Here is a 24,077-nt window from a genome sequence, read left to right on the forward strand (position 1 = left end):
TCGCACGAGTACGGCCCCACGGCGAATCACCGCTAGATCCAGCTGAGTTCCCACAGACGCCAGATGCCGGTGCCGTCCGTCAGGTACTGGGAGCCCGCGACCGCCTCCGTGGACAGGACGTAGTCCTTCTTCTGCCACAGCGGCACGAGCGGGACGTCGGCGGCGACCTCGCTCTGGATCGCCTTGAAATCGCCGGTCGCCCTCGACCGGTCGCTGAGCTGCTGCGTCGAGGCGATCAGGGAGTCGATCCGCTTGCTGGAGAACCCGTTGTGCAGGGTGTTCCCGGTGCCGACGAGCGGCGCGGTGAAGCTGTCGGAGTCGGGGAAGTCGGGGAGCCAGCCGACGGTGTACGCGTCGAAGGCGCCCTTCGCGTACTGCTTCTGGAAGTCCTCCCACTTGACCTCGACGGTCTCGACCTCGAAGAGGCCGGTCTCCTCCAGCTGCCGCTTGATCTCGGTGGTCTCGGCGGCGTAGGTGTCGTCCTTGCGGAAGCCGAAGGTGAACTTCACCGGGGTCTCGACCCCGGCCTCCTTCAGGATCTTCTTCGCCTTCGCGCCGCTCGGCTCCGGGTAGAGGTCGTAGAACGCGGTGCTGTGGCCGACGAAGCCCTGCGGGATGAGGGAGTACAGCGGCTCGACCGTGCCCTTGTAGGCGCCGGTGGTGATCGCCGGGCGGTCGAGGACCGCCGCGACGGCCTGGCGCACGGCCTTGTCGGCCATGGGCGTGCCGGGCCGGACGTTGAAGTTGATGTTGCGGATCTCGGCGCTCTCCGCCTCGGTGACCCGGGTGCCGTCCGAAGTCTCCAGGGTGGAGACGAAGTCCGGCGGGAGCTGCCGGTGCGTCACCTGGACGTCCTTCGCCTTCCAGGCGCCGGCCAGCTCCTCGGACTTGGCGTAGTACTTCACGAGGACCGGGCGGCCGGTCTTCGCGATGGCGCCCTTGTAGCGCGGATTGGGCTCCAGGAGGGCGGACTCGCCCGGCTTGTACTCCTTGAGGACGTACGGCCCCGAGCCGTCGACCGCCGCGTCGGCGCGGAGCTTCTTCTCCGGGTAGTGGTCGCGGTCCACGATCGAACCGGCGCCGGTGGCCAGCTTCAGCGGGAACGTGACGTCCTTGGCGCTGAGGTGGAAGGTGACGGTGCGGCCCTCGGAGTCGACGCTCTTCAGGGTCGGGAAGAGCGGCTGCGGACCGAGGTCCGTCTTCATCCCCAGCATCCGCTCGAAGGAGTACTCGACGTCCTCGGCGGTCATCTTCCGCCCGTTGGAGAAGGTGAGGTCGTCGCGGAGCGTGCAGCGGTACGTGGTGAGGCCGGTGCCCGCGAAGCCGCAGCTCTCGGCGGCGTCCGGGACCGGCTCGGTGAAGCCCGGCTTGAACGTCAGGAGGGACTGGTAGACGTTGCTGTAGATCGCCCAGGAGCCGGCGTCGTACGCGCCGGCCGGGTCGAGCGAGGTGATCTCGTCGGTGGTGCCGACGGCGATCGGATCGGTCCTGTCGCCGTCGGAGGGGAGGAGTTGCCAGCCCCCCACTCCGGCCGCCACCAGTACTCCACAAGTGATGAGGATCCGCAGACGGACCGTCGACCGCATTGCCGTGCTTCCTTTTTTTGGTGCCACCCCAGGTGCGACGACCCCCCGGCAACGTCGCGATGGCGTCATCCCATCACACGGTTTTCACAAGTGGAAGAGGAAACTTTCACATGACAGGTATATGTCCGGGATATGAGAATTTAAGCCGATGAGCAGCACGTATCACTCTCGGTGCGGGGAGTGACCGGCCCCGGTTACGCCTGTTTCGAGGCGAGTTCGACGACGGTGATGTCGGAGGGCGCGCCGACCCGGACGGGGGGTCCCCAGGCGCCCGCGCCCCGCGAGACGTAGAGCTGGGTGTCGCCGTACCGTTCGAGCCCGGCGACGGTCGGGTTGGCCAGGTCGGCGAGGTACTCGCCGGGCCAGAGCTGGCCGCCGTGGGTGTGGCCGGAGAGCTGGAGGTCCACGCCGTGGCGCACGGCGTCGTGGACGACGATCGGCTGGTGCGCGAGGAGGACGGCGGCGCGGGCCCGGTCGCGGTCGCCGAGGGCCCGGCCGAAGTCGGGCCCCTGCCCCTCGCTCTCGCCCGCGACGTCGTCGACGCCCGCGAGGTCGAAGCCGGCGGCGATCTCCAGGCGCTCGTTGCGCAGCGGGCGCAGGCCGAGCTCGCGGACGTGGTCGACCCAGGCGTCGGCGCCCGAGAAGTACTCGTGGTTGCCGGTCACGAAGAAGGAGCCGTGACGGGCGCGGAGCCGGGCGAGCGGCTCGGCGGCGGGGCCGAGGTCCTCGACGGTGCCGTCGACGAGGTCGCCGACGATCGCGATGAGGTCGGGCTGGGTGGAGTTGACCGCGTCCACGATGCGCTGGGTGTGGGCGCGGCCCAGGATCGGGCCCAGGTGGACGTCGGACACGACGGCGATCCGGTAGCCGTGCGCGGCGCGCGGGATCTTGGCGAGCGGCACGGTGACCCGCTTGACGCGGGGCCCGCGCAGCACGCCGTACGTGCCGTACCCGACGGTCCCGAGCGCGACGGCGGCGGCGGTGCCGCCGACGACCCGGGAGACGAAGAGACGGCGGGAGGGGTCGGCGGGGGCGGGCGCGGTGTCCTTCGCGGGGGCCGGGGCGGGTGTGGCGTCCGTCGCGGGGGCCGGGTCCGTCGGGCCGGTCGTGGCGGGCGCGGAGTCCGGTCCGGTCGTGGCGGGCGCGGAGTCCGGGGCGGTCTGCGCGGCCGGGACCGGTACGGGCTCGGACTCGGGGACCACCGGAGCGGGCGCGGACTCGGGCGCGGCGGCCGGTGCCCGGCGGGCGAGCCAGGCGCGCAGGAGCGGCCGGACCGCCTCGCCCGCCACCAGGGCTAGGACCAGGTACAGGAGCACGGCGAGCCACATCTGCCCCGGCCAGGCGATCACCTGCTGGACCGGGAAGGGCACGCCCGCCCGGGCGGAGACCAGGGCCGCGAGCGAGAGCAGCGGCAGGACCACGACGGCGGCCGTGCCCAGGCGGCGCGGCAGGCCGCCGGGCGCCGTCACATCGCGGACGAGCCGCCGCCACACGTACCAGTGGACGCCCCCGAGCAGCGCGAGGACCACGACCAGGACCAGCAGGAAGACGACCACGCCCCGGAACTCCTTCTTCTTCTAGGCGCCCGCGCGGCGCGCGGCACGCACCCCGCGCAACCCGAGGACGCCGATCACCGTCCCCAGGACAAAGGACGTGACGGCAAGCAGCAGATGAACCCAGAAGTAGGCCGTCGGGTCGCCCGCGTCGTCGAAGGCGAGGCCGCTCCCGTCGTTCCATAGGTTCTTGACGAAGGTGATCCAGATGAACCAACTCCAGACCCCGAACGCGAGCAGGAACCAGGAGACGCGACGGCTGAGCTTCATGCTCCCAGTATCGCCGCCGGCCTCCCGCCCCCCGCGTCCGGGTGGACGGGCGGGTTCGAACCGCCTGCCGGAGTTCGGATCTCTGTTCCGTACCTGTACGTTCACGACCGTGTCTGCTTCGAAGAAGACCGCTTGGGCGGTCGCCGCTGCTGTGTTGCTTCCGTTCGTCCTCGCCGCTCCCGCTCACGCGGACGGGAAGGACGCCCAGGACACGCAGCCCAAGCCGCCCCTCTCCATGTCCAAGGTCGGCGGCGAGCTGCTCGGCGTGCCCGGTACGCAGGTGCGGCTCGGGGCCGGGGCGCCGGTGCTGCCCAAGGAGCTGTCGGCCCGGTCCTGGATCGTGGCGGACGCGGAGAACGGGGAGGTCCTGGCCTCGCACAACGCGCACTGGCCGCTCGCGCCCGCCTCCACGCTGAAGATGCTCTTCGCGGACACCCTGCTGCCCAAGTTCCCCAAGACGCAGAACCACCTGGTCACCACCCAGGACCTGGCGGGCATAGGGGAGGGCTCCAGCCTGGTCGGGGTCAAGGAGAAGCAGACCTACAGCGTCCACGACCTGTGGCTCGGCGTCTTCCTGCGCTCCGGCAACGACGCCGTGCACGTCCTGACGAACATGAACCACGGCCTGGAGCGGACCGTGCGGGACATGAACGAGCACGCCGCCGAGCTCCAGGCGCTCGACACCAAGGTGGTCAGCCCGGACGGCTACGACGCCCCGGGCCAGGTCTCCTCCGCGTACGACCTCACCCTCATCGCCCGCAACGGCATGACGAAGCCGGACTTCCGCGAGTACGCCGCCACCCCCCGCGCCGCCTTCCCCGGCATAAAGAAGCCGGGCGACAAGAAGCGCGAGACCTTCGAGATCCAGAACACCAACCGGCTGCTCACGGGCGACTTCGGCGTCCCGCCGTACCAGGGCATCGCCGGGGTCAAGAACGGCAACACCACGCACGCGGGCGCGACCTTCACGGGGGTCGCGGAGCGGAACGGCAGGGTGCTGCTCGTCACCGTCATGAACCCGTCCTCGAAGGAGCAGCACGCGGTCTACCGGGAGACCGCCCGGCTGTTCGACTGGGGCTTCGCCGCGCTCGGGAAGGTGCGGCCGGTGGGCGAGCTGGTGCCGCCGCGCTCGGCCCGTACGGAGACGTCCGCGCCGGTCGGCGCGACGGAGCCCGCGTCCGGCGGGAACGCCGCGGCGCGGCCCGTCCAGGCGGTCGCGGCCGGCAGGTCCGGCGGGGTCGGGACCGCGCTGGCCGTGACCGGCGGGGTCCTGGTGCTCCTGGCGGGCGCCGGGTTCCTGGTCAACCGCCGCTGGCCGCTGGCCGCGGCGGCGCGTCGCCGGGACCGGGACCGGGACGGGGACCGCTAGTCCCGTCGCCGGCCTCCCCGAAGTCGGGGTCCGGCTCCTTGCGGGGTTCGGCCGTGGCCGTCCAGGCCGCGCAGAACAGCAGCAGCTTCGCGGTGAGGTTGATCCAGAGCAGCAGGGCGACGGGGACGCCGAACGCCCCGTACATCGACTTCGCCGCGACGCCCTTCATGTAGCCGCCGAGCAGCAGCTTGAGGAGTTCGAAGCCGACCGCGCCCATGAGCGCGGCCACCACGAGCGCCCGGCGGGGCGGCTCGACGCCGGGCAGCAGGGACAGGACGTACAGCAGGATCAGGAAGTCGGCGACGACGCCGACGAGGACGGCGGCGGTCTGGAGCAGGACGCCGCCCGCCCCGCCCTCGGAGACGCCGATCCGCTCGGCGCTCCAGCCGACGGCGGTGGAGCCGAGCCAGGAGGCGGCGAGCGAGGCGAGGGCGACGCCGCCGAGGCCGATGAGGATCAGCGCGTCCTTGCCCTTGAGCAGGACCGGGTTGCCCTCGATGTCGTCGAGGCCCCACACCGCGCGCAGGCACTCCCGCATGGAGCCGATCCAGCTGATGCCGGTGAAGAGGAGCAGGGCGCCGGCGACGATGCCGACGGTGCCGGCGTTGTCGACGAGCGCGCCGATGTTCAGCTGGTCGGAGATGCCGGGGACCTGCTCGCCGATCTTGTCCTCGATCCGGTCGAGCTGCTCGTCGCTGAGGAGCGCGGCGCCGACCGCGGCGACGACGGTGATCAGCGGGAAGAGGGCGAGGAAGGAGAGGAAGGTGATGGCGGCGGCGAGCCGGGTCCAGTGGGCCCGGTCCAGGGTCTCGTACGCGTGCCAGGCGTGGGTGCGCATGAAACGGGCGACCCAGGGGCCGATGACGGGGAGCTTGGTCAGCCAGTCCATGTCGTGCGTGTACCCCTCGATCCGTGCGCTGCGCGGGTGACCGGAGTACGAGAATCCCCCCATCGGGGCGGTCCATGCGCGATCGACATGGCGTCGGGTGCCGGGTTCTCTCCTCCGGCCGCCTCCTGTCCGATCATCATCCCTTTCGACGAACCGTCACGTCATATAGAGCAATACCGGCATAAACGACATTGACGCCTATACGGTCGGCCCATGGCTGTCGAGACCCGCGTCCCGGACGACGACTGCGAAGCCCTCACCGGCTGGGGCCGCACCGCCCCCACCCTCGCGCGCGTGCACCGGCCGCGCGGCCCCGCCGAGGCGGCCGCCGGGGTGGCCGCCGCCCTCCGCTCCCCCGGCGCCCGGGGCGTGATCGCCCGCGGCCTCGGGCGCGCCCCCGGCGACGCCGCCCGGAACGCCGGCGGCGCCGTCCTCGACATGACCGGCCTCGACCGGATCCGGGCCGTGGACGCGCGCGCGGGGACCGTCGTCTGCGAGGCGGGCGTCAGCCTGCACCGGCTGATGGAGGTCCTGCTGCCGCTCGGCCGGTTCGTCCCGGTCGTGCCCGCCACCCGGTACGTGACGGTCGGCGGCGCGATCGCCGCCGACGTCCACGGCGGGAACCAGCACGTCGCCGGGTCCTTCGGCCGGCACGTGGTCTCCCTCGAACTCCTCACCGCCGACGGGGAGGTCAGGACCGTCCTGCCCGGCACCCCGCTCTTCGACGCCACCACCGGCGGCCTGGGCCTGACCGGCGTGATCCTCTCCGCCGTCCTGCGGCTGCCGGCCGTCGAGACCTCCCTGATGACCGTGGACACCGAGCGCGCCCGCGACCTCGACGCGCTCCTCGCCCTGCTCGCCGACGGCGACCACCGGTACGCGCACTCCACCGCCCGGGTCGACCTGCTCGCCCGGGGCGCCGCCACCGGCCGCGCCGTCCTCACGCGCGGGAACCCCACCCCGTACGACGCGCTGCCCCGCCGGCACCCGGCCCGCCGCGCGCCGCTCGCCTTCCGGCCCGCCCGGCTGCCCGCCCCGCCGCCGTACGTCCCCGGCGGGCTGTTCGGCGCCTCCGCCGTGCTCTTCCCCGCGCTCTGGTACCGGGCGGGGTCCCGCGCCGCCACCGGCCGGCTCCGGCCGCTGTCGGGCGTCTTCCACCCCCTCGACGCCGTCCCGCACTGGAACCGGCTGTACGGGCCCGAGGGCTCCGTCCCGTACCGGTTCGTCCTCCCGTACGGGCGGGAGGAGGTGCTCCGGGGGATCGTGCGGCGGATCGCGGACCGGCGCTGGCCGCTCCCGCCCGCCGTCCTCAAGCGGTTCGGTCCGGGCGGTCCGGGCCTGCTCTCCTTCCCGCTCCCCGGCTGGTCCCTGGCCCTCGACCTGCCCACCGGGCTCCCCGGGCTCGGCGCCTTCCTCGACGCGCTCGACGAGGAGGTCGCGGACGCGGGCGGCCGGGTGTGCCTGGCCGGGGACGCGCGGACGCGGCCGGAGGTGGCGGCCGCGACGTACCCGCGGCTCGGCGAGTTCCGGGCGCTGCGGGCCGCGCTCGACCCCCGGTCCGTGCTCGTCTCCGACCTCTCCCGCCGCCTCGGTCTCTAGAACCCTCCAGGAGCTGATCGTGAAGGACGCCTTCGGCGCACCGCAGTCCCTGCTCGTCCTCGGCGGCACCTCCGCGATCGGGCTCGCCACGGCCCGCCGGATGATCGCCCGGCGCACCCGCGTCGTCCACCTGGCCGGCCGCCCCTCCCCCGCCCTCGACGCCTCCGCCGCGTCGCTGCGGGCGCTGGGGGCCGAGGTGCGGACCGTCCCCTTCGACGCGCTCGACCCCGGGTCGCACGAGGAGCGGCTCGGCGCGGTCTTCGCGGCGGGCGACGTCGACACGGTGCTGCTCGCCTTCGGGGTGCTTGGCGACCAGGCGCGCGACGAGTCCGACCCGGTCGCCGCCGCCCGGGTCGCCGGGACCAACTACACCGGCGCCGTCTCGGCGGGTCTGGTGTGCGCGGGCGCGCTCCAGGCGCAGGGGCACGGCTCGCTCGTGGTGCTCTCCTCGGTGGCGGCCGAGCGGGCCCGCCGCGCCGACTTCATCTACGGCTCCTCGAAGGCGGGCCTCGACGCCTTCGCCCAGGGGCTCGGGGACGCCCTGTACGGGACCGGGGTGCACGTGATGGTGGTGCGGCCCGGGTTCGTGCGCTCGCGGGCGACGGAAGGGCGCCCGGAGGAGCCGTTCGCGACCACCCCGGAGGAGGTCGCGGCCGCGATCGAGCGCGGGCTGCGGCGCCGCTCGGAGACGGTGTGGGTGCCGGGGGCGCTGCGGATGGTGACGGCGGCCGTACGGCACGTGCCGAGGCCGCTGTACCGGCGGCTGCCGGTGTGAGGCGCCCGCCCCGGCCTCAGGTGCTCGGCGTCGGCGTGTCGACCGGGCTGCCGCCCTGCGCCGGGACGGCGGGGGTCGGCCGGCCGCTGCCGAACTCGTAGTCGTACAGCTTCCGCCACACCTGGTCCGCGCCCTGCTCGTACAGCGCGAAGGAGCGGCAGGTCCAGGCCGCCTCGTAGTCGGCGAGCTCCTCGTAGGCCCGGTCCATCCCCTCCTCGGAGATGCCGTGCGCCACGGTGACGTGCGGGTGGTACGGGAACTGGAGCTCGCGCACGAGCGGGCCCGCCGCGTCCCTGATCCGCTGCTGGAGCCGGTCGCAGGGGGTGACGCCCTCGGCCAGCATGACGTAGACCACCGGGGAGAGCGGCCGGAAGGTCCCGGTGCCCTTGAGGCGCACCGGGAAGGGTCGGCATCCGGCGGCCACGCGCGCGAGGTGCGCCTCGATCTCCGGCAGCCGCTCCCGGGGGACCTCGGTCGGCGGGACGAGGGTGACGTGGGTGGGGATGCCGTGCGCGGCCTGGTCCCCGAAGCCGGCGCGCCGCTCCTGGAGCAGGCTGCCGTAGGGCTCCGGGACCGCGATCGAAACGCCGAGCGTTACGGTCCCCACGTCGTTCTCCTCCGTCGTCCGGTGCGTATCGGTGCGCGTGTCGTGCCGTCGCGCCCGCGGGTGGCGTGCGGGTGGTGCAGCCGCCAGTGTGCGGCCTGCACCACCCTCGTGACCAGGGTCCTCGGACTCAGTGCTTGGCGGGCAGGAAGCCCATCCGCTCGTACGTCTGCGCGAGGGTCTCGGCGGCGACCGCGCGGGCCTTCTCCGCGCCCTTGGCCAGGATGGAGTCCAGCGTCTCCGGGTCGTCCAGGTATTCCTGGGTGCGGGTCCGGAACGGCGTGACGAAGTCCACCATCACCTCGGCGAGGTCCGTCTTGAGCGCGCCGTACATCTTGCCCTCGTAGTCCTTCTCCAGCTCCGGGACGCTCTTCCCGGTGAGGGTGGACAGGATGCCGAGGAGGTTGGAGACGCCGGCCTTGTTCTCCGGGTCGAAGCGGATCACCGTGTCGGTGTCGGTGACGGCGCTCTTGACCTTCTTCGCGGTGACCTTCGGGTCGTCCAGGAGGTTGATGAGGCCCTTCGGCGTGGACGCCGACTTGCTCATCTTGACCGACGGGTCCTGGAGGTCGTAGATCTTCGCCGTCTCCTTCAGGATGTACGGCGAGGGGATCGTGAAGGTGTCGCCGAAGCGCCCGTTGAACCGCTCCGCGAGGTCGCGGGTCAGCTCGATGTGCTGGCGCTGGTCCTCGCCGACCGGGACCTCGTTCGCCTGGTAGAGCAGGATGTCCGCGACCTGGAGGATCGGGTACGTGAAGAGGCCGACGGTGGCGCGGTCGGCGCCCTGCTTGGCGGACTTGTCCTTGAACTGGGTCATGCGGGAGGCCTCGCCGAAGCCGGTGAGGCAGTTCATGACCCAGCCGAGCTGGGCGTGCTCGGGCACGTGGCTCTGGACGAAGAGGGTGCAGCGCTCCGGGTCCAGGCCGGCGGCGAGCAGCTGGGCGGCGGCGAGCCGGGTGTTGGCGCGCAGCTCGGCCGGGTCCTGCGGGACGGTGATCGCGTGCAGGTCCACGACCATGTAGAAGGCGTCGTGGGTCTCCTGGAGGGCGACCCACTGGCGGACGGCGCCGAGGTAGTTGCCGAGGTGGAACGAGCCGGCGGTGGGCTGGATTCCGGAGAGCACACGGGGACTGTCGAAGGCCATGCACATCATTCTCTCAGGTGCGGGACCGGTCCCCGCCCGACCGGGGGGGACGGGTCCCTCCCGACCGGTGCGCCGGTGGTACGCGCGCGGGGGCGCGGTTGCCGGATCGCGGCGGCCGTGCCCCGTGGCGGATGAGACCAGGAACACAGCGCGCGCGACGGTCCGCGCCCCCTTCCGGTGACGGTCGGGTCAGACGGGTCGGTCGGATCGGACGGGTGAGACGGGTCAGACGGGGAGGCCCGGGGCCGGGAAGTCGGCCATCAGGCCGGCGACCTCGGCGCGGATCGCGGCGAGGGCGTCCTCGTCGCCCGCGCCGGCGGCCGTGACGCCCCGGTCGATCCAGTCCGCGACCAGCGGCATGTGCGCGGTGCCGAGGCCCCGGGAGGTGAGGGCGGGGGTGCCGATGCGGATGCCGGAGGGGTCGAAGGGCTTCCGGGGGTCGTAGGGGACGGTGTTGTGGTTGACGACGATCCCGGCCCGGTCGAGGGCCTTGGCGGCGGTCTTGCCCGGCACCTGCTTCGGAGTGAGGTCGATCAGGATCAGGTGGTTGTCGGTGCCGCCGGAGACCAGGTCGAAGCCCCGGGCGAGGAGGGCTTCGGCGAGGGCCTTGGCGTTGGCGACGACGGCGTGGGCGTAGGTGCGGAAGGAGGGCTGGGCGGCCTCGCGCAGGGCGACCGCGATGGCGGCGGTGGTCTGGTTGTGCGGGCCGCCCTGGAGGCCGGGGAAGACGGCCTTGTCGAGGGCCCTGGCGTGCTCCGCGCGGGACAGCAGCATGGCGCCGCGCGGGCCGCGCAGGGTCTTGTGGGTGGTCGTGGAGATCACGTCGACGTGCCCGGCCGGGGAGGGGTGGGCGCCGCCCGCGATCAGGCCCGCGAGGTGGGCGACGTCGGCGACGAGGACGGCGCCGGCCTCCCGGGCGATCTCTTCGAAGGCGGCGAAGTCGATGGTCCGGGGCACGGCGGTGCCGCCGCAGAAGATCACCTTCGGGTGCTCCTTCAGGGCCAGGTCGCGGACCTCGTCGAGGTCGACGAGCCCGGTGTCCCGGCGCACGCCGTATTGGACGCCCCGGAACCACGAGCCGGTGGCGGAGACGCCCCAGCCGTGGGTGAGGTGGCCGCCCATGGGCAGGGCCATGCCCATGACGGTGTCGCCGGGCTCGGCGAAGGCGAGGTAGACGGCGAGGTTGGCCGGGGAGCCGGAGTAGGGCTGGACGTTGGCGTGGTCGACGCCGAAGAGGGCCTTGGCGCGCTCGACGGCGAGGCTCTCGACCCGGTCGACGTTCTGCTGGCCCTCGTAGTAGCGGCGGCCGGGGTAGCCCTCGCTGTACTTGTTCTGGAGGACGGTGCCGGAGGCTTCGAGGACGGCGGCGGAGACGTAGTTCTCGCTGGGGATGAGGCGCAGGGTGTCGGCCTGGAGCCGCTCCTCGGCGCCGACGAGGGCGGCGAGTTCGGGGTCGGCGGCGGCGAGGGCGGGGTGCCGGGCGGGGGTTTCGGCAGGGGTGGCTTCGGTGGTGGTCACGGTGGTGTCCTCCGGGCGTGGTCGGTGTCCCGGGGCACTGCGTGGGGCGCGGCGCCACGCGGGACGTCGGTCCCGGGACGCCCAGGCGGGCGGCGCCTCGTGTGGTCTGCCGCGCACGGCTCCCCCGGGGTCGCTTCCCCGTACGCCAGTCGCCGTGCGTGCCGCCACCCTAGCCGGACGGCGGGCCGTGTCGGAGGTTTCCCCGTCCGGTGCGCGAGCGACGATAGGAAAAGGGGCCGCACCCGCCCCGGGCCGCAGGACGAACGGAGATCCCGTGTCGAGGACAGAAGACGCCATCGCTTCGGCGGAGGCGCACAGCGCCCACAACTACCACCCCCTCCCGGTCGTCGTCGCCTCGGCGGACGGCGCCTGGATGACCGACGTCGAGGGCCGCCGGTACCTCGATCTGCTCGCCGGGTACTCGGCGCTCAACTTCGGGCACGGCAACCGGCGTCTGATCGACGCGGCGAAGGCCCAGCTGGACCGGGTGACGCTGACCTCGCGGGCCTTCCACCACGACCGGTTCGCCGACTTCTGCGCGCGGCTCGCGGAGCTGTGCGGCAAGGAGGCGGTGCTGCCGATGAACACCGGGGCGGAGGCGGTGGAGACGGCCGTGAAGACGGCCCGGAAGTGGGGGTACGAGGTGAAGGGCGTGCCGGACGGGCACGCGAAGATCGTGGTGGCGGCGAACAACTTCCACGGCCGGACGACGACGGTCGTGAGCTTCTCCACAGACCACGAGGCCCGGGACCACTTCGGGCCGTACACACCGGGGTTCGAGATCGTGCCGTACGGGGACCTGACGGCCCTGGAGGCGGCGGTCACCGAGAACACGGTGGCGGTGCTCCTGGAGCCGATCCAGGGCGAGGCGGGGGTCCTGGTGCCGCCGGCCGGCTATCTGCCGGGGGTGCGGGAGCTGACCCGGCGGCGGAACGTGCTGTTCGTGGCGGACGAGATCCAGTCGGGCCTGGGCCGTACGGGGAAGACGTTCGCGTGCGACCACGAGGGCGTGGTGCCGGACGTGTACCTGCTGGGGAAGGCGCTGGGCGGCGGGGTGGTGCCGGTGTCGGCGGTGGTGGCCGACCGGGACGTGCTCGGGGTCTTCCGGCCGGGCGAGCACGGGTCGACCTTCGGCGGGAACCCGCTGGCCTGCGCGGTGGCCCTGGAGGTGGTCGCGATGCTGCGGACAGGCGAATACCAGGAGCGGGCGGCGGAGCTGGGCGAGCACCTCCACGCGGAGCTGGGGCTGCTGGTGGGCGACGGCGCGGTGGAGGCGGTGCGGGGGCGCGGGCTGTGGGCGGGCGTGGACATCGCCCCGTCGAAGGGCACGGGCCGGGAGATCTCGGAGCGGCTGCTCGACCGGGGGGTCCTGGTGAAGGACACCCACGGCTCGACGATCCGGATCGCCCCGCCGCTGGTGATCTCGAAGGAGGACCTGGACTGGGGGCTCGAGCAGTTGCGGGGGGTGCTGTCGGGCTGAGGGGGTCCGGGACGGGGCGGGTCCGGTTCAGGACGGGTCCGTTCCGGAAGGGGCGGCGGGGGCGGGGCATCGGTTTGAGCCAACACGGACCATTGACACGGCAGTTGGTCTAGGCCAATGATGCGGCCATGCCGAGACCCCGCTCGCGCCACGCCGTGCGTGCCGCGCTCGCCGCCCTCGTCCCGCTCGCACTCGTCGGCGCGGTCACGGGACCCGCGCACGCCGTCCCGGAGACGGCCTGGCCCGCCCCCGTCCCCGTGCTCTCGCACGTGGAGACCACCGACCCGGTCGTCTTCATCACCATCGACGACGGCTGGTTCCACGACCCCGCCGCCGCGAAGCTGCTGCTCGACCGGCGGGTGCCCGCCTCGCTCTTCCTGCTGCCCGGCGCGTACTCGTACGACGCCGAGTACTTCCGCGCCCTGCTCGACCACGGCCCGTCCCGGGTCGAGAACCACACCGTCAACCACCCGGACCTGACCACGCTCGACGCGGCCGGGCAGAAGGCGGAGTTCTGCGGGGCCCGGGACCAGCACCTCGCCCGGTTCGGGGACGGGCCCCGGCTGCTGCGCCCGCCGTACGGCACGTACGACGCGACCACCCTGACCGCCGCCCGCGCCTGCGGGGCGAAGGCCGTGGTGACCTGGACGCACGACCTCACCACCTGGGGCCAGTGGACCCCGCCGACCCCGGAGCTCAAGGCCGGCGACATCATCCTGCTGCACTTCAACGAGACCCTGGAGCAGGACCTGGAGCGGGCCCTGGCCCTGGCCGGGAAGGCGGGCCTGAGGCCCGCGCCGCTCAGGGAGTACGTCCCCGAGTAGCCCTGGCCCTCCCCGGCGGGACGGTCAGAGGACCACGTACGGTCACGGGATCGCGTGCGGTCAGAGGATCGCTTGCGGTCAGAGGATCACGTGCGGGAGGAAGCGGGCGTACTCGTCGGTGACGGGGCCCGCCGACTCCCGGATGCCGAGGCCCGCCGCCTCGTCCTCCACGACCCACGCGCCGAGGACGACCCGGTTGCCGTCGAAGTCGGGCAGCGGGGCGAGGCCCTGGTAGCAGTGGGGCTCCCCGTCCCGTACGAGGGGCTCCGTACCGGCCTCGTGCAGGGTGACGCCCTCGCCCTCGCGGCCGAGCAGCGGTTTGGCGGCCCAGCCGGTGGTGGTGGCGAGTTCGCGCGGCCCGTCGAGGTAGGCGGGCAGCAGGTTGGGGTGGCCCGGGTACAGCTCCCACAGGATCGCGAGCAGCGCCTTGTTGGAGAGCAGCATCTTCCAGGCGGGCTCGATCCAGCAGGTGGTGCCGGTGCCGCCGCCGTTGTCGAGGGTGTCCAGGACGTGCGGGCCGAAGCGGTCGGTGGTCAGCCACTCCCACGGGTAGAGCTTGAAGCAGCTGCGGAGGAAGCGGAGCCGGTCGTCGACGAAGCGGCCCGAGAGCCGGTCCCAGCCGATCTGCTCGACGGAGAGCGCCTCGGTCTCCAGACCGGCCTGCTGGGCGGTCTCGCGCAGGTACGCGACCGTCATCAGGTCCTCGCCGAGCTCGTCGCCGTCCGAGTGGGCGAAGTGGACGGGGCCGGGCGGCAGCAGGCGGGCCTGCCGCTTCCAGGCGTCGACGAGCCGCTCGTGGAGGGAGTTCCACTGGTCGGCGCCGGGGAACCGCTCCTCCATCCAGAACCACTGCGGGCTCGCGGCCTCCACGAGGGAGGTCGGGGTGTCGGCGTTGTACTCCAGCATCTTGGCCGGGCCGGTGCCGTCGTACCGGAGGTCGAACCGCCCGTAGAGGGAGGGGAGTTCGTCGCGCCGGCGCCAGGACTCGGCGACGAGCCCGGCCAGCCGGGGGTCGGTGAGGCCGAGCTCCGCAAAGCGCTCCTTCTCGACGATGTGCGCGGCGGCGGCGAGGGACATCGCGTGCAGCTCCTCGACGACCTCCTCCAGCGCCTCGACCTCGGGCAGCGAGAAGGAGTAGTACGCGCTCTCGTCCCAGTACGGGCGCAGCGAGCCGTCGGGGTGGCGGGTCAGCGGATAGACGAGCCCCTGCTCCTCGACCGTCCGCTGCCAGTCCGGGCGGGGTTCGATGGTGTGGCGTTCCACGCGTCCGGCCCGCCTCAGCCGCCGCCGGTGCGGGAGCAGCCGAAGCCGCCGCTGTCGACGGCGGTCTTGTCGAAGCTGCCGCCGCTCACCTTCCGGTCGCTGACGGAGCCGCCGTAGTAGTAGGAGCCCCGGGGCGTGGTGCCGGCGGTGCCGCTGCTGCTCCCGCTGCCGCCGCTGCCGCTCTCGCACTCGTAACGGGGCAGCTGCTCCCGGGTCAGCCGGTCCACGCACCGCTTGTCCGGTTCGGAGCCGCACGCCGTGATCGTGGCCGCGAGCACGCCCATCCCGCCGAGCACCACCGTGCTCGACCTCAGCCTCCGCATGTCTGTCACCCTCCCCCTTCGCGGTCGCGATCCTCACGGCCGCGCCCCTCACGGTCACACATGCCGAGACCGCCAGTCCAGTCCGGTGCTTTCCGGCTGCAGGCCCTACAGTCGTTTCGTGCTCCTCGGGATGATTTGTGCGTTTGCTTCAGCCATCTGTTACGGCACGGCCTCCGTCCTCCAGGCGGTGGCGGCCCGCTCCGCGGAGCCGGGCACGGGCGGCGGCGTCGACGTCGCGCTGCTGTGGCGGGCGGCGCGGCAGTGGCGATATCTCGTCGGTCTCTGTCTGGACGGGCTGGGGTTCGTCCTCCAGGTCGTGGCGCTGCGGACGCTGCCCATCTACGTGGTGGGCGCGGCCCTCGCGGCGAGCCTGGCGGTGACGGCGGTCGTCGCCTCGCGGGTGCTCCGGGTGCGGCTGAGCGGGGTGGAGCGGACGGCCGTGGCGGTGGTCTGCGCGGGGCTCGCGATGCTGGCCCTCGCCTCGGGGAAGGAGGGCCACCGGGCGGGCCCGGAGGCCCTGGACTGGGTGCTCCTGGCCGTCGCGTTCGGGATCCTGCTGCTCGGCGCGGCGGCCGGCCGGCTCCCGGACCGCCCGCGCGCGCTCGCCCTCGGCCTGGGTGCGGGCTTCGGCTTCGGGGTGGTGGAGGTGGCGGTCCGCCTGATCGACGGCTTCGACCCGGCGGACCCGGCCCTGTACGCGCTCCTGGCGGGCGGCGGGGCCGCGTTCCTGCTCCTGACCTCGGCGTTCCAGCGGGGCTCGGTGACGACGGCGACGGCCGGCATGGTCCTCGGGGAGACCCTCGGCCCGGCGGCGGTCGGCGTCGCGTGGCTCGGCGACACGACCCGCCCCGGCCTCGGCTGGCTCGCGGTCACCGGCTTCGCGGTGGCGGTGGCGGGCTCTCTGACGCTGGCGCGGTTCGGGGAGGCGCCGGAACAGGAGACCGGGCGCGCGCACCGGCCGGAATAGGAAGCGCGGCCGCGTGCGATGATCCGGCCGTGCCGGAGCGGATCGAAGCGGTGGCCTGGGGCGCGGTGCCGGGCCCTCCCGGGTGGTACGAGCCGGAGCGCGTCGCCTCCGGGCTGCGGGTCCTCTCCGGGGCGTCGAACCTGGTGCGGGCGGCGGAGGCGGGGTCGCTGCTCGGCTGCGGCGGGATCGTCCACGACCACAGCGGCACGGTGTTCCCGGCGGCCGCGCTCGCCGCTCCCCTGCTCCTGGACATCGCCCGGCGGGGCCATCCGCCGAACCGTGGGGCCGCCACCGCCGTGGGCGGCCTCCCGGTCACGCCTCCCCGGAGAAGCGTTCCCAGGCCGACTGGCGGGTGATGCCCAGCGACTGGCCGATCCTGGTCCAGGTCACGCCGCGACGCCGGAGTTCCGTGACCCACATGCGCAGGTCGGCCTCGATCTGGTCGGCGAGTGCCGCGACCCGGGGCAGCCGCTCCAGCATCTCGGCATCGGCCAGCTCGCCCCACATCGGCATCCGCAGCTCGGTCGGACCCGGGCGGTACTCGGCGACGATCGAGGCGGCCAGGTCCACGCAGTCGGTGCAGATGTTCACCCCGGGCCCGGCGACCAGCTTGGTCGCCTCGGCCTCGGGCTTGGCGCAGAACGAGCACGCCCGGCCGTCGCGGTCCGTCGTTTCGGGAAGCATCGCGAACCCTCCTCCACCGGCGACCCTTCCGTCAGGTCGACCCTGACACGCAGGGTAGGGATGTCAGGGGGAGCCTGACAAGGAGAGCAAGGAGAGGGCGTGCGGTGGGTGTTCTTCCGGGGGCGGGTCGAAAAACGCCTCAGGGCAACACCCTGCACAACGTCTCCAACGCCCCCGGCCACGCACTGTCCGACGGAGTGGCGTAACCGACGACCAGGGCGGGCGGGGCCGGGAGGGCGGTGGGGTGGCGGTACTGGGAGACGGTGTGGACGGCGATGCCGTGGCGGGCGGCGGCTCGCAGGGTCGGGCGTTCGGTGCCCGGGGGGAGGGTGAGGACGGCGTGCAGGCCCGCCGCGATGCCGCCGACGCGGGTCTCCGGCGCGTGCGCGGCCACCGCCGTCACGAGCTGGTCGCGGCGGCGCCGGTAGCGCAGCCGCATCGCGCGGACGTGCCGGTCGTACGCCCCCGAGCGCAGGAACTCCGCGAACGCCAGCTGGTCCGTCGCGCTGGAGACCCAGTCCACGGCCCCCTTCGCCGCCGCCACCTCGTCCACCAGGCCCTCCGGCAGGACCATCCAGGCGAGGCGCAGGCCGGGGGCGAGGGACTTGCTCGCGGTGCCGAGGTAGACGACCCGCTCGGGGTCGAGGCCCTGGAGGGCCCCCACGGGCTGTCGGTCGTAGCGGAACTCGCCGTCGTAGTCGTCCTCCAGGACGAGCCCGCCCGACGCCCGCGCCCAGTCGACCACGGCCGCCCGCCGGTCCGGGGGCAGCGCCCCGCCGAGCGGGAACTGGTGGGCCGCCGTCATCAGGACCGCCCCGCAGCCGGTGAGGGACGTCAACCCGTCGACCCGCGTGCCCCGTTCGTCGAAGGGGAGCGGCGGGGTGTCCAGGCCCGCGCCGGCCAGGACGTCGGCGTGGACCCGCAGGCCGTACGACTCCACGGCCGCGGCCCGCGCCCCCCGGTCCCGCAGCACCCGGCCGATCAGCGTCAGGCCGTGCACGAACCCGGCGCAGACCACGATCCGTCCGGGCCTGGCGTGCACACCCCGGGCGCGGGCCAGGTACTCGGCGAGCGCGGTGCGCAGTTCGGGGCGGCCGCGCGGGTCCCCGTACCCGAAGGCCTCGTCGGGGGCGGCGGTGAGCGCCCGCCGGTAGGCCTTGAGCCAGTCGGCGCGCGGGAAGGAGGCGAGGTCGGGGGTGCCCGCCTTGAGGTTGTGGACGGGGGTGGCCGTGACCGGAGGGGTGGCGGGGGCCCGGTGGCGCGGCCGGTCCCGGGGCTCCGCCCGGTCGGCGACCCGCGTGCCCGAGCCCTGCCGGGCGGTCAGCCAGCCCTCGGCGACCAGCTCGGCGTACGCGTCGGCGACCGTGTTGCGGGCCGTGCCGAGGTCGGCGGCGAGCGAGCGGGAGGACGGCAGCCGGGTCCCCGCCGCCAGGCGCCCGCTGCGCACCGCCTCCCGCAGGGCGTCCATGAGCCCCGCGCGCAGGCGCGTCCCCCGCAGTTCCAGATGGAGGTCGGCCCCGAAAGCGGCCCAGTCGTTCGCCATGGGAACGGACCATACCCCCGCGCCGGAAAAGCCCCTTCGCCGTTCTCCGGCGGCTGCCAGGATGGGCCGATGGACGTCCCCGCCCCGATCGACCTCGACGCCTGGCCGCGCCGGCAGCACTTCGCGCACTACCGCCGGGCCGTCCCGTGCACGTACTCGATGACGGTGGAGCTCGACGCCACCGCGTTCGCCGCCGCGCTGCGCCGCTCGTCGCGCAAGACCTACCTCGCGCAGGTCTGGGCGCTCTCCACGGTCGTCAACCGGCACGAGGAGTTCCGGATGTGCCTCACCGCGTCGGGCGAGCCGGCCGTCTGGCCCGTCGTGCACCCGGCCTTCACGGTCCTCAACCCGGAGCGCGAGACGTTCGCGTGCGTGTGGACGCCCCACGACCCCGACTTCGGCGCCTTCCACGACGCGGCCGCCCCGCTGCTCGCGGAGCACGCCCGCGCCACCGACCTCTTCCCGCAGGGGGACCTGCCGCCCAACGCGTTCGACGTGTCGAGCCTGCCGTGGACGTCCTTCACCGGGTTCGACCTGAACATCCGCGGCGGCTGGGACCACCTCGCGCCGATCTTCACGCTCGGCCGGTACGCCGAGCGGGAGGGCCGGGTCCTGCTCCCCCTCGCCGTCCAGGTGCACCACGCCGCCGCCGACGGGTTCCACACGGCACGGCTGGTGAACGAGCTGGGGGCGCTCCTCGCGGACCCGTCCTGGGTGGAGGGAGGCCCGGCGTCCTGAACCCGGGGTTCCGGGTCCCGAAGTGGCCCAGTCGTACGACACGGAAATGGACCACGCCCCTGCGCCACCCGGCTCCTACGGTGGACGGCATGACCAGTACGAGCACCTCCGTCCCCCGGTCCGCCGACCCCGCCGGGCGCGCCCACGAGCACGCCCCCCGGATGCCCTTCGCCGAGCGGGTCCCCGAGTTCTACCGGGCGATGATCCGCCTGGAGACGGCCGCCGCCAAGGACGTCGACCCCGTCCTCTACCACCTGATCAAGATCCGGGCCTCGCAGATCAACCACTGCGCGTTCTGCGTCGACATGCACAGCAAGGACGCCCTCGCGGAGGGCGAGAGCGTCGAGCGGATCGTGCAGCTCTCCGCCTGGGAGGAGTCCCGGCACTTCTACACCGAGCGGGAGCTCGCGGCGCTCGCCCTGACCGAGGCCGTCACCGTCCTCACCGACGGCTTCGTCCCCGACGAGGTGTACGCGCACGCCGCCGCGCACTTCGACGAGACCGAGCTGGCACGGGTCATCGCCGGGATCATCGCCATCAACGCCTGGAACCGGATCGGCGTCACCACCCGGATGACGCCCGGCCACTACACCCCGCCCGCCTCCTGAGACCCCGGGATCAGTACGGTCCCGGCTCGAAGAACTCCAGGGCCACCCGGAGCACTTCGCGCTGCTTCGGCCAGTCCTCCTCAGGACCGGCGGCCAGGATCGCGTAGTGGTTGCCGTCCGCCGCCGTGAACGCCCGGTCGACCACCTTGCGGCGGCCCCCGTCGCGGTCGTACGCGTACACCAGCTCGGCGGTGTCGGCCGGGGCGTCCGGCTCGCCGGTGATCCGTTCGAGGCTGATCTCCTCGTAGCCGGGCTTGTTCGCCCTGCCGTCCCGGGAGGTTCCGCGCAGGGCGTCGTACGGCGTCAGGCCGTCCTCGGTGACCACGAAGACCTGGAGGAGGCTCCGGCCGTCCGGGGCGTTGTAGAAGACGCCCTGGTCGGACTCGGTGCGGTGCCAGTCCTCGGGGATCGCGATCGTGAAGCTCTTGAGGTCCTTCACCGCCCGGTAACCGGGCGGAGGTACGTCGTCCGTGGGGGTGGCGGTGGTGGAGGGCGACGGGGTCGGGGTGTCGGGAGGGGTCTCCTCCGGGGCCGGGTCCGACGCCGACACCGAGGCCGGCGGGCCCGCCGCCGGGGCCTTCCCGTCGTCCCCGCCCCAGAGCATCCAGCCCGCGACGGAACCCGCCGCCACGGCGGCCGCGACCACCCCGGCCACGACCGCCGCCCGCGCGGAGGAGCGGGGCGGCGGGGGCGGCACGTACTGCCATGCGCCGGTCTCCGGTACGTAGCGAGGACCGTGCTCCGGGCCGTACTGGGCTCCGGCCCCCAGTCCGTACTGCGTCTCGTACGCGAGGGTGTGCTCCGGCCCGTACTCCGGCGCGTGCTCCGGCGCGGACGGTGGCGGGGGCGGCGGCAGCGGCGGGAGGAGCGGGCCGCTCCCGCCGACCGGTCCGGGAGCGGGCGCGGGCCCGGCCCCCGGGGCGTCCGTCTCCCAGCTCTGCGTCGCGTCGTTCCAGCGGGCCCCGCCGCCCCCGCCTCCCCCGTACCCGCTCATCTCATCCTCCGAGGAGGGCGCCGACGGCCTGCCCCACGGCCACGCCCGAGGCGAGGATGCCGGTCACGGCGCCCGCGTCCGCGAGGGCGCGGCGCAGACGGGTGAGGCGGCCGGCGTCCGCGCGGCCGGTGCCCTCGATCTCGTCCTCGGCGTCGGAGAGTTCGGCGTCCAGGGCGGCCGTCTGCTCGGAGGCGACGACGCCTCCCAGGTCGGTGCGCAGACGGCGGATCGCCTGGAGCAGCTCCTCCTGGAGGGGGTCGCGGGCCGGCTGGTTCCCGGTCACGGTGTTGGTGACGGTGTTGTGGTCGCCGATGGTGACGTTGCCGCCGGTGTTGGAGACCCGGATGCCGTCGCGGCGCGGGGTGTCGTCGGTGTCAGCCACGGGTGCCTCCGGGCGTCGAGGTGGTGAAGGACTTGTTGGTGACGGTGTTGTGGTTGCCGAGGGTCACGTTGCCCTTGGTGTTCTCGATGAAGGTGCCGCCCTCGGCGACGTGGACGATCTTCTGCTCGAACTCGGCGGTCTCGTAGCCGGCTTCGCGGAGCGCGACCGTCACGCCGTTCGCGACCCGGTCCTGGACGCTCTTCAGATAGCGGCTGACGTCCATCTCCTGGAACAGCGAGGCGTCGTCGTCGGAGCCGAGCTCGCGGACCGAGACGGCGGGCCCCTCGGGCAGCGCGTGGGCGTGGCCCGCGGTGAGCAGCCGCCAGGCGTGGCCGAGCGCGCGCCAGAGGGTGACGACGGCCTGCCCGGCGGAGCGCGGGGTCTGGCCGAGGGCCCAGACGGCCTTGCCGAAGTGGTGGTTGTGCCGGTAGCGGTGGGCGATCCGGTCGGCGTACCGGTACAGCGGCTTCACCGGCCGCAGGACGTGCGGGGCGACCTCCAGCATCAACATGCCGCCCTGCGTGTGGACGCGGACGAAGACGGTGGTGACGATCTCCTCGCCCCAGCCGCCGACCCGGATCCGGAGGAAGTGGCGGCGGGTCTCGCCGCCCTCCTCGATGGAGCCCGAGCGGTGCGCCTCGAAGCCCTCCGGGGTGTACGGGGCGGCGGTGCGGGCCGGGAGGCCGTCGACGGGCAGGAAGACCACCTCGTCGATCTCCAGCTCGCGCAGCCGGTCCCGTACGGCCGCCTGGATCTGCGGCGAGCCGTGCGGGGAGGGCACGCGGAGCGCCTCCACCAGCGGGACGACGTGCCGCATGATGGCGCTGTTGTCGAGCGGTTCGGGCGCCTTGCCGTCGAGGTTCTTCCGGGGGCGCAGCTCGATGGAGAGCGACCAGGGCTCGTACGGTTCGCCGGCGCCGCAGAACGGGTCGTCGGCGCCGTACATGACGAGCCGCGCGTGCTGCTCGATCCGGATGCGCTCGCGCAGCCGGCGGGAGCGGGCGCCCTCGGCCTGCTCGGCCGGGTCGGCGCGCTGGTCGGGGAAGCGCTCCTTGGAGAGCTCCTGGGTGAGCGCGCGGGCGAACTGGCCGCGCTGGACGGCCACCGCCCAGGCGACGAGCAGCGGCACGGCGACGGTGATCCACGCCTCCAGCCTGCCGACGCCCCACACCTCCTCGGCGGCGAGCAGGGACAGGGCGCCGAGGAACTCGCCCGCCTCGGAGAGGTCGCCGAGGATCTCCCAGCGGTCCTCGTCGTCGCCGAGGGCGAGGAAGAGGAGGAACAGCGCGCCCTGGAACAGCAGGATCCGTCCGTACCAGCGCAGGAAGAAGGCGGGCACGAGGCGGTAGACCGGGGTGGCGGCGGTGGCGGCCCGGCCGCGGACCCAGCGGGCGATCCCGAGCAGCAGGAAGGGCACGACGAGGAGGACCACGAGGCCCTTGGTGAGCGGGAACGCGATGATCCAGAGCGCCAGGACGCCTGCCGCCCAGCCGAGTTCGACGCGGCGGGCGCGCAGCGCGTGGGCGAGGACGCGGCTCGCGTCGTAGCCGAGGGAGGGGGCGGCGAAGCGCTCCTCGTGGACGTACAGCTCGTCGATGACCGCGTCGCGGAAGCCGTCGTCGAGGTACGTCCCGGCGCAGAGCAGCCGGGTCGCCTCGCTGGTGGCCGGGTGGGCGCCCGGCGGCGGGGTGCCGTGCGGTGGAGTGCCGGGCGGCGGAGTTCCATGCGGCGGCGTGCCGGGTGGTTCTCCGGGCTGCTGGGGTACGAACGACTGCGCCAAGGCTCCCCCGATGGTGTGGAACTGTCCGTCGCTCCCGTGGAGTTGACCGGGAGCCGGTGGCACAGCATAGGCGAGGCGGGGGTGCCCTGTCGGCGGGAAAAACGGCGCCCCCGGTCCGTACGGTCGGTCGTACGGGCCGGGGGCGCCGGAGGTGTCGGGCGGTACGGCTCAGATGAGGCCGAGCTCGCGGACCGCGTCGCGCTCCTCGGCGAGCTCCTGCACGGAGGCGTCGATGCGGGCGCGGGAGAAGTCGTTGATCTCCAGGCCCTGGACGATCTCGTACGTGCCGTTCTTGGTGGTGACGGGGAACGAGGAGATGAGGCCCTCGGGGACGCCGTAGGAGCCGTCCGACGGGATGCCCATGGAGGTCCAGTCGCCCTCGGCGGTGCCGTTGACCCAGGTGTGGACGTGGTCGATGGCGGCGTTCGCGGCGGAGGCGGCGGAGGACGCGCCACGGGCCTCGATGATCGCGGCGCCGCGCTTGGCGACGGTCGGGATGAAGGTGTCGGCCAGCCACGCCTGGTCGTCGACGACCTCGGCGGCGTTCTTGCCGGCGATCTCCGCGTGGAAGACGTCCGGGTACTGGGTCGCGGAGTGGTTGCCCCAGATGGTGAGGCGCTTGATGTCCTCGACGGAGGCGCCGGTCTTGGCGGCGAGCTGCGACAGCGCGCGGTTGTGGTCCAGGCGGGTCATCGCGGTGAAGCGCTCGGCCGGCACGTCCGGGGCGGCGGCCTGGGCGATCAGGGCGTTGGTGTTGGCCGGGTTGCCGACGACGAGGACCTTGATGTCGTCCGCGGCGTGGTCGTTGATGGCCTTGCCCTGCGGCTTGAAGATGCCGCCGTTGGCCGCGAGCAGGTCGCCGCGCTCCATGCCCTTGGTGCGGGGGCGGGCGCCGACGAGCAGCGCGACGTTGGCGCCCTCGAAGCCCTGGTTCGGGTCGTCGAAGATGTCGATGCCCTTGAGCAGCGGGAAGGCGCAGTCGTCGAGCTCCATGGCGGTGCCCTCGGCGGCCTTGACGCCCTGCGGGATCTCGAGGAGGCGCAGCTTGACCGGCACGTCCGCGCCGAGCAGGTGGCCGGAGGCGATGCGGAAGAGCAGCGCGTAGCCGATCTGGCCGGCCGCGCCGGTCACGGTGACATTCACGGGAGTGCGGGTCATGGCGATCTCCGTAAGACAGCTGGCGG

General features: G+C 73.5%; 24 protein-coding genes. 9 read left to right on the forward strand and 15 right to left on the reverse strand.

Going from position 1 to position 24,077, the window contains the following annotated elements:
- Nucleotides 1-32: 32 nt before the first annotated feature.
- The 3 genes from ACIQD7_RS18055 to ACIQD7_RS18065 all read right to left on the reverse strand — a co-directional run bounded on the left by ACIQD7_RS18055 (nt 33) and on the right by ACIQD7_RS18065 (nt 3,409).
- Nucleotides 33-1,586, reverse strand: a complete 1,554-nt coding sequence (locus ACIQD7_RS18055) for an ABC transporter substrate-binding protein (protein WP_402442662.1) — start codon at nt 1,584-1,586, stop codon at nt 33-35.
- A 194-nt stretch (nt 1,587-1,780) separates the two neighbouring features.
- Nucleotides 1,781-3,142 (reverse strand): metallophosphoesterase, encoded by a 1,362-nt coding sequence (locus ACIQD7_RS18060; RefSeq protein WP_402442664.1) that lies wholly within the window; start codon nt 3,140-3,142, stop codon nt 1,781-1,783.
- 21 nt (nt 3,143-3,163) lie between these two features.
- Nucleotides 3,164-3,409 (reverse strand): SCO4848 family membrane protein, encoded by a 246-nt coding sequence (locus tag ACIQD7_RS18065; protein WP_402442666.1) that lies wholly within the window; start codon nt 3,407-3,409, stop codon nt 3,164-3,166.
- 109 nt (nt 3,410-3,518) lie between these two features.
- Here ACIQD7_RS18065 and ACIQD7_RS18070 point away from each other — a divergent pair, with 109 nt between their 5' ends.
- Nucleotides 3,519-4,778 (forward strand): D-alanyl-D-alanine carboxypeptidase family protein, encoded by a 1,260-nt coding sequence (locus tag ACIQD7_RS18070; protein WP_402442668.1) that lies wholly within the window; start codon nt 3,519-3,521, stop codon nt 4,776-4,778.
- On the opposite strand, the gene ACIQD7_RS18075 is transcribed toward ACIQD7_RS18070, so the two are convergent.
- Nucleotides 4,711-5,667, reverse strand: coding sequence for a YihY/virulence factor BrkB family protein (locus ACIQD7_RS18075; protein WP_402442669.1), 957 nt, complete (start codon nt 5,665-5,667; stop codon nt 4,711-4,713). The two genes, ACIQD7_RS18070 and ACIQD7_RS18075, sit on opposite strands and share 68 nt — an antisense overlap.
- 213 nt (nt 5,668-5,880) lie before the next feature.
- On the opposite strand from ACIQD7_RS18075, the gene ACIQD7_RS18080 reads away from it, so the two are divergent.
- The gene (locus tag ACIQD7_RS18080) at nt 5,881-7,266 is read left to right on the forward strand and encodes an FAD-dependent oxidoreductase (RefSeq protein WP_402442670.1); all 1,386 of its coding nucleotides are present in this window, start codon (nt 5,881-5,883) and stop codon (nt 7,264-7,266) included.
- Between the two features lie 19 nt (nt 7,267-7,285).
- On the forward strand, nt 7,286-8,041 hold the full coding sequence (locus tag ACIQD7_RS18085; RefSeq protein WP_402442671.1) for a decaprenylphospho-beta-D-erythro-pentofuranosid-2-ulose 2-reductase: 756 nt from the start codon (nt 7,286-7,288) through the stop codon (nt 8,039-8,041).
- A gap of 16 nt (nt 8,042-8,057) precedes the next feature.
- Here the strand turns inward: ACIQD7_RS18085 and ACIQD7_RS18090 are convergent, their stop codons facing one another.
- The 3 genes from ACIQD7_RS18090 to glyA form a co-directional block, all read right to left on the reverse strand.
- The gene (locus tag ACIQD7_RS18090) at nt 8,058-8,648 is read right to left on the reverse strand and encodes a 2'-5' RNA ligase family protein (RefSeq protein ID WP_121832451.1); all 591 of its coding nucleotides are present in this window, start codon (nt 8,646-8,648) and stop codon (nt 8,058-8,060) included.
- Between the two features lie 127 nt (nt 8,649-8,775).
- Nucleotides 8,776-9,789, reverse strand: a complete 1,014-nt coding sequence (gene trpS / locus ACIQD7_RS18095; protein WP_121832452.1) for a tryptophan--tRNA ligase — start codon at nt 9,787-9,789, stop codon at nt 8,776-8,778.
- Nucleotides 9,790-10,014: 225 nt separating this feature from the next.
- Complete coding sequence (gene glyA / locus ACIQD7_RS18100; protein ID WP_402442673.1) at nt 10,015-11,307, reverse strand: serine hydroxymethyltransferase; 1,293 nt, start codon at nt 11,305-11,307, stop codon at nt 10,015-10,017.
- Nucleotides 11,308-11,581: 274 nt separating this feature from the next.
- On the opposite strand from glyA, the gene rocD reads away from it, so the two are divergent.
- Both rocD and ACIQD7_RS18110 read left to right on the forward strand, forming a co-directional pair.
- Nucleotides 11,582-12,787, forward strand: coding sequence for an ornithine--oxo-acid transaminase (gene rocD, locus ACIQD7_RS18105; protein ID WP_402442674.1), 1,206 nt, complete (start codon nt 11,582-11,584; stop codon nt 12,785-12,787).
- A 128-nt stretch (nt 12,788-12,915) separates the two neighbouring features.
- Nucleotides 12,916-13,611: a polysaccharide deacetylase family protein gene (locus tag ACIQD7_RS18110; protein WP_402442675.1), complete on the forward strand. Its 696-nt coding sequence runs from the start codon at nt 12,916-12,918 to the stop codon at nt 13,609-13,611.
- Nucleotides 13,612-13,689: 78 nt separating this feature from the next.
- Here the strand turns inward: ACIQD7_RS18110 and ACIQD7_RS18115 are convergent, their stop codons facing one another.
- Together ACIQD7_RS18115 and ACIQD7_RS18120 are read right to left on the reverse strand one after the other, a co-directional pair.
- Nucleotides 13,690-14,874, reverse strand: a complete 1,185-nt coding sequence (locus tag ACIQD7_RS18115; protein ID WP_402442676.1) for a glutathionylspermidine synthase family protein — start codon at nt 14,872-14,874, stop codon at nt 13,690-13,692.
- A 14-nt stretch (nt 14,875-14,888) separates the two neighbouring features.
- Nucleotides 14,889-15,197: a hypothetical protein gene (locus tag ACIQD7_RS18120; RefSeq protein WP_121832457.1), complete on the reverse strand. Its 309-nt coding sequence runs from the start codon at nt 15,195-15,197 to the stop codon at nt 14,889-14,891.
- A gap of 130 nt (nt 15,198-15,327) precedes the next feature.
- Here ACIQD7_RS18120 and ACIQD7_RS18125 point away from each other — a divergent pair, with 130 nt between their 5' ends.
- Nucleotides 15,328-16,164, forward strand: a complete 837-nt coding sequence (locus ACIQD7_RS18125) for a hypothetical protein (protein ID WP_402442677.1) — start codon at nt 15,328-15,330, stop codon at nt 16,162-16,164.
- A 29-nt stretch (nt 16,165-16,193) separates the two neighbouring features.
- On the forward strand, nt 16,194-16,520 hold the full coding sequence (locus tag ACIQD7_RS18130; RefSeq protein WP_402442679.1) for a hypothetical protein: 327 nt from the start codon (nt 16,194-16,196) through the stop codon (nt 16,518-16,520).
- On the opposite strand, the gene ACIQD7_RS18135 is transcribed toward ACIQD7_RS18130, so the two are convergent.
- Together ACIQD7_RS18135 and ACIQD7_RS18140 are read right to left on the reverse strand one after the other, a co-directional pair.
- Nucleotides 16,477-16,848, reverse strand: a complete 372-nt coding sequence (locus tag ACIQD7_RS18135; RefSeq protein ID WP_402442680.1) for a ClpX C4-type zinc finger protein — start codon at nt 16,846-16,848, stop codon at nt 16,477-16,479. The genes ACIQD7_RS18130 and ACIQD7_RS18135 overlap by 44 nt on opposite strands.
- Before the next feature lie 139 nt (nt 16,849-16,987).
- Nucleotides 16,988-18,391: a PLP-dependent aminotransferase family protein gene (locus ACIQD7_RS18140; protein WP_402442682.1), complete on the reverse strand. Its 1,404-nt coding sequence runs from the start codon at nt 18,389-18,391 to the stop codon at nt 16,988-16,990.
- Between the two features lie 69 nt (nt 18,392-18,460).
- On the opposite strand from ACIQD7_RS18140, the gene catA reads away from it, so the two are divergent.
- Together catA and ACIQD7_RS18150 are read left to right on the forward strand one after the other, a co-directional pair.
- Nucleotides 18,461-19,129 carry a type A chloramphenicol O-acetyltransferase gene (gene catA / locus ACIQD7_RS18145; protein WP_402442684.1) on the forward strand — a complete coding sequence of 223 codons (669 nt, stop codon included), beginning with the start codon at nt 18,461-18,463 and terminating at the stop codon, nt 19,127-19,129.
- Nucleotides 19,130-19,218: 89 nt separating this feature from the next.
- Nucleotides 19,219-19,737 (forward strand): carboxymuconolactone decarboxylase family protein, encoded by a 519-nt coding sequence (locus ACIQD7_RS18150; RefSeq protein WP_402442686.1) that lies wholly within the window; start codon nt 19,219-19,221, stop codon nt 19,735-19,737.
- A 10-nt stretch (nt 19,738-19,747) separates the two neighbouring features.
- Here the strand turns inward: ACIQD7_RS18150 and ACIQD7_RS18155 are convergent, their stop codons facing one another.
- From ACIQD7_RS18155 to ACIQD7_RS18170, 4 genes are all read right to left on the reverse strand, one after another.
- Complete coding sequence (locus ACIQD7_RS18155) at nt 19,748-20,731, reverse strand: serine/arginine repetitive matrix protein 2 (protein WP_402442687.1); 984 nt, start codon at nt 20,729-20,731, stop codon at nt 19,748-19,750.
- Nucleotide 20,732: 1 nt separating this feature from the next.
- Complete coding sequence (locus ACIQD7_RS18160) at nt 20,733-21,113, reverse strand: hypothetical protein (RefSeq protein WP_161375001.1); 381 nt, start codon at nt 21,111-21,113, stop codon at nt 20,733-20,735.
- Nucleotides 21,106-22,893, reverse strand: coding sequence for a hypothetical protein (locus ACIQD7_RS18165; protein WP_402442689.1), 1,788 nt, complete (start codon nt 22,891-22,893; stop codon nt 21,106-21,108). Before ACIQD7_RS18165 ends, ACIQD7_RS18160 begins: the two co-directional genes overlap by 8 nt.
- A gap of 168 nt (nt 22,894-23,061) precedes the next feature.
- Entirely contained in the window at nt 23,062-24,051 is a 990-nt protein-coding gene (locus ACIQD7_RS18170) for a malate dehydrogenase (RefSeq protein WP_121832465.1), read from the reverse strand.
- Between the last annotated feature and the right edge of the window lie 26 nt (nt 24,052-24,077).

It is taken from the genome of Streptomyces sp. NPDC093071, from assembly GCF_044754545.1.
Lineage (GTDB): Bacteria > Actinomycetota > Actinomycetes > Streptomycetales > Streptomycetaceae > Streptomyces.

Bases quoted from the DNA above. Each gene is read 5' to 3' on its own strand.
- ACIQD7_RS18055 (WP_402442662.1), bottom strand. From the start codon at position 1,586: ATGCGGTCGACGGTCCGTCTGCGGATCCTCATCACTTGTGGAGTACTG.
- ACIQD7_RS18065 (WP_402442666.1), bottom strand. From the start codon at position 3,409: ATGAAGCTCAGCCGTCGCGTCTCCTGGTTCCTGCTCGCGTTCGGGGTC.
- ACIQD7_RS18075 (WP_402442669.1), bottom strand. From the start codon at position 5,667: ATGGACTGGCTGACCAAGCTCCCCGTCATCGGCCCCTGGGTCGCCCGT.
- ACIQD7_RS18080 (WP_402442670.1), top strand. From the start codon at position 5,881: ATGGCTGTCGAGACCCGCGTCCCGGACGACGACTGCGAAGCCCTCACC.
- trpS (WP_121832452.1), bottom strand. From the start codon at position 9,789: ATGGCCTTCGACAGTCCCCGTGTGCTCTCCGGAATCCAGCCCACCGCC.
- ACIQD7_RS18110 (WP_402442675.1), top strand. From the start codon at position 12,916: ATGCCGAGACCCCGCTCGCGCCACGCCGTGCGTGCCGCGCTCGCCGCC.
- ACIQD7_RS18120 (WP_121832457.1), bottom strand. From the start codon at position 15,197: ATGCGGAGGCTGAGGTCGAGCACGGTGGTGCTCGGCGGGATGGGCGTG.
- ACIQD7_RS18125 (WP_402442677.1), top strand. From the start codon at position 15,328: ATGATTTGTGCGTTTGCTTCAGCCATCTGTTACGGCACGGCCTCCGTC.
- ACIQD7_RS18135 (WP_402442680.1), bottom strand. From the start codon at position 16,848: ATGCTTCCCGAAACGACGGACCGCGACGGCCGGGCGTGCTCGTTCTGC.
- ACIQD7_RS18140 (WP_402442682.1), bottom strand. From the start codon at position 18,391: ATGGCGAACGACTGGGCCGCTTTCGGGGCCGACCTCCATCTGGAACTG.
- catA (WP_402442684.1), top strand. From the start codon at position 18,461: ATGGACGTCCCCGCCCCGATCGACCTCGACGCCTGGCCGCGCCGGCAG.
- ACIQD7_RS18150 (WP_402442686.1), top strand. From the start codon at position 19,219: ATGACCAGTACGAGCACCTCCGTCCCCCGGTCCGCCGACCCCGCCGGG.
- ACIQD7_RS18155 (WP_402442687.1), bottom strand. From the start codon at position 20,731: ATGAGCGGGTACGGGGGAGGCGGGGGCGGCGGGGCCCGCTGGAACGAC.
- ACIQD7_RS18170 (WP_121832465.1), bottom strand. From the start codon at position 24,051: ATGACCCGCACTCCCGTGAATGTCACCGTGACCGGCGCGGCCGGCCAG.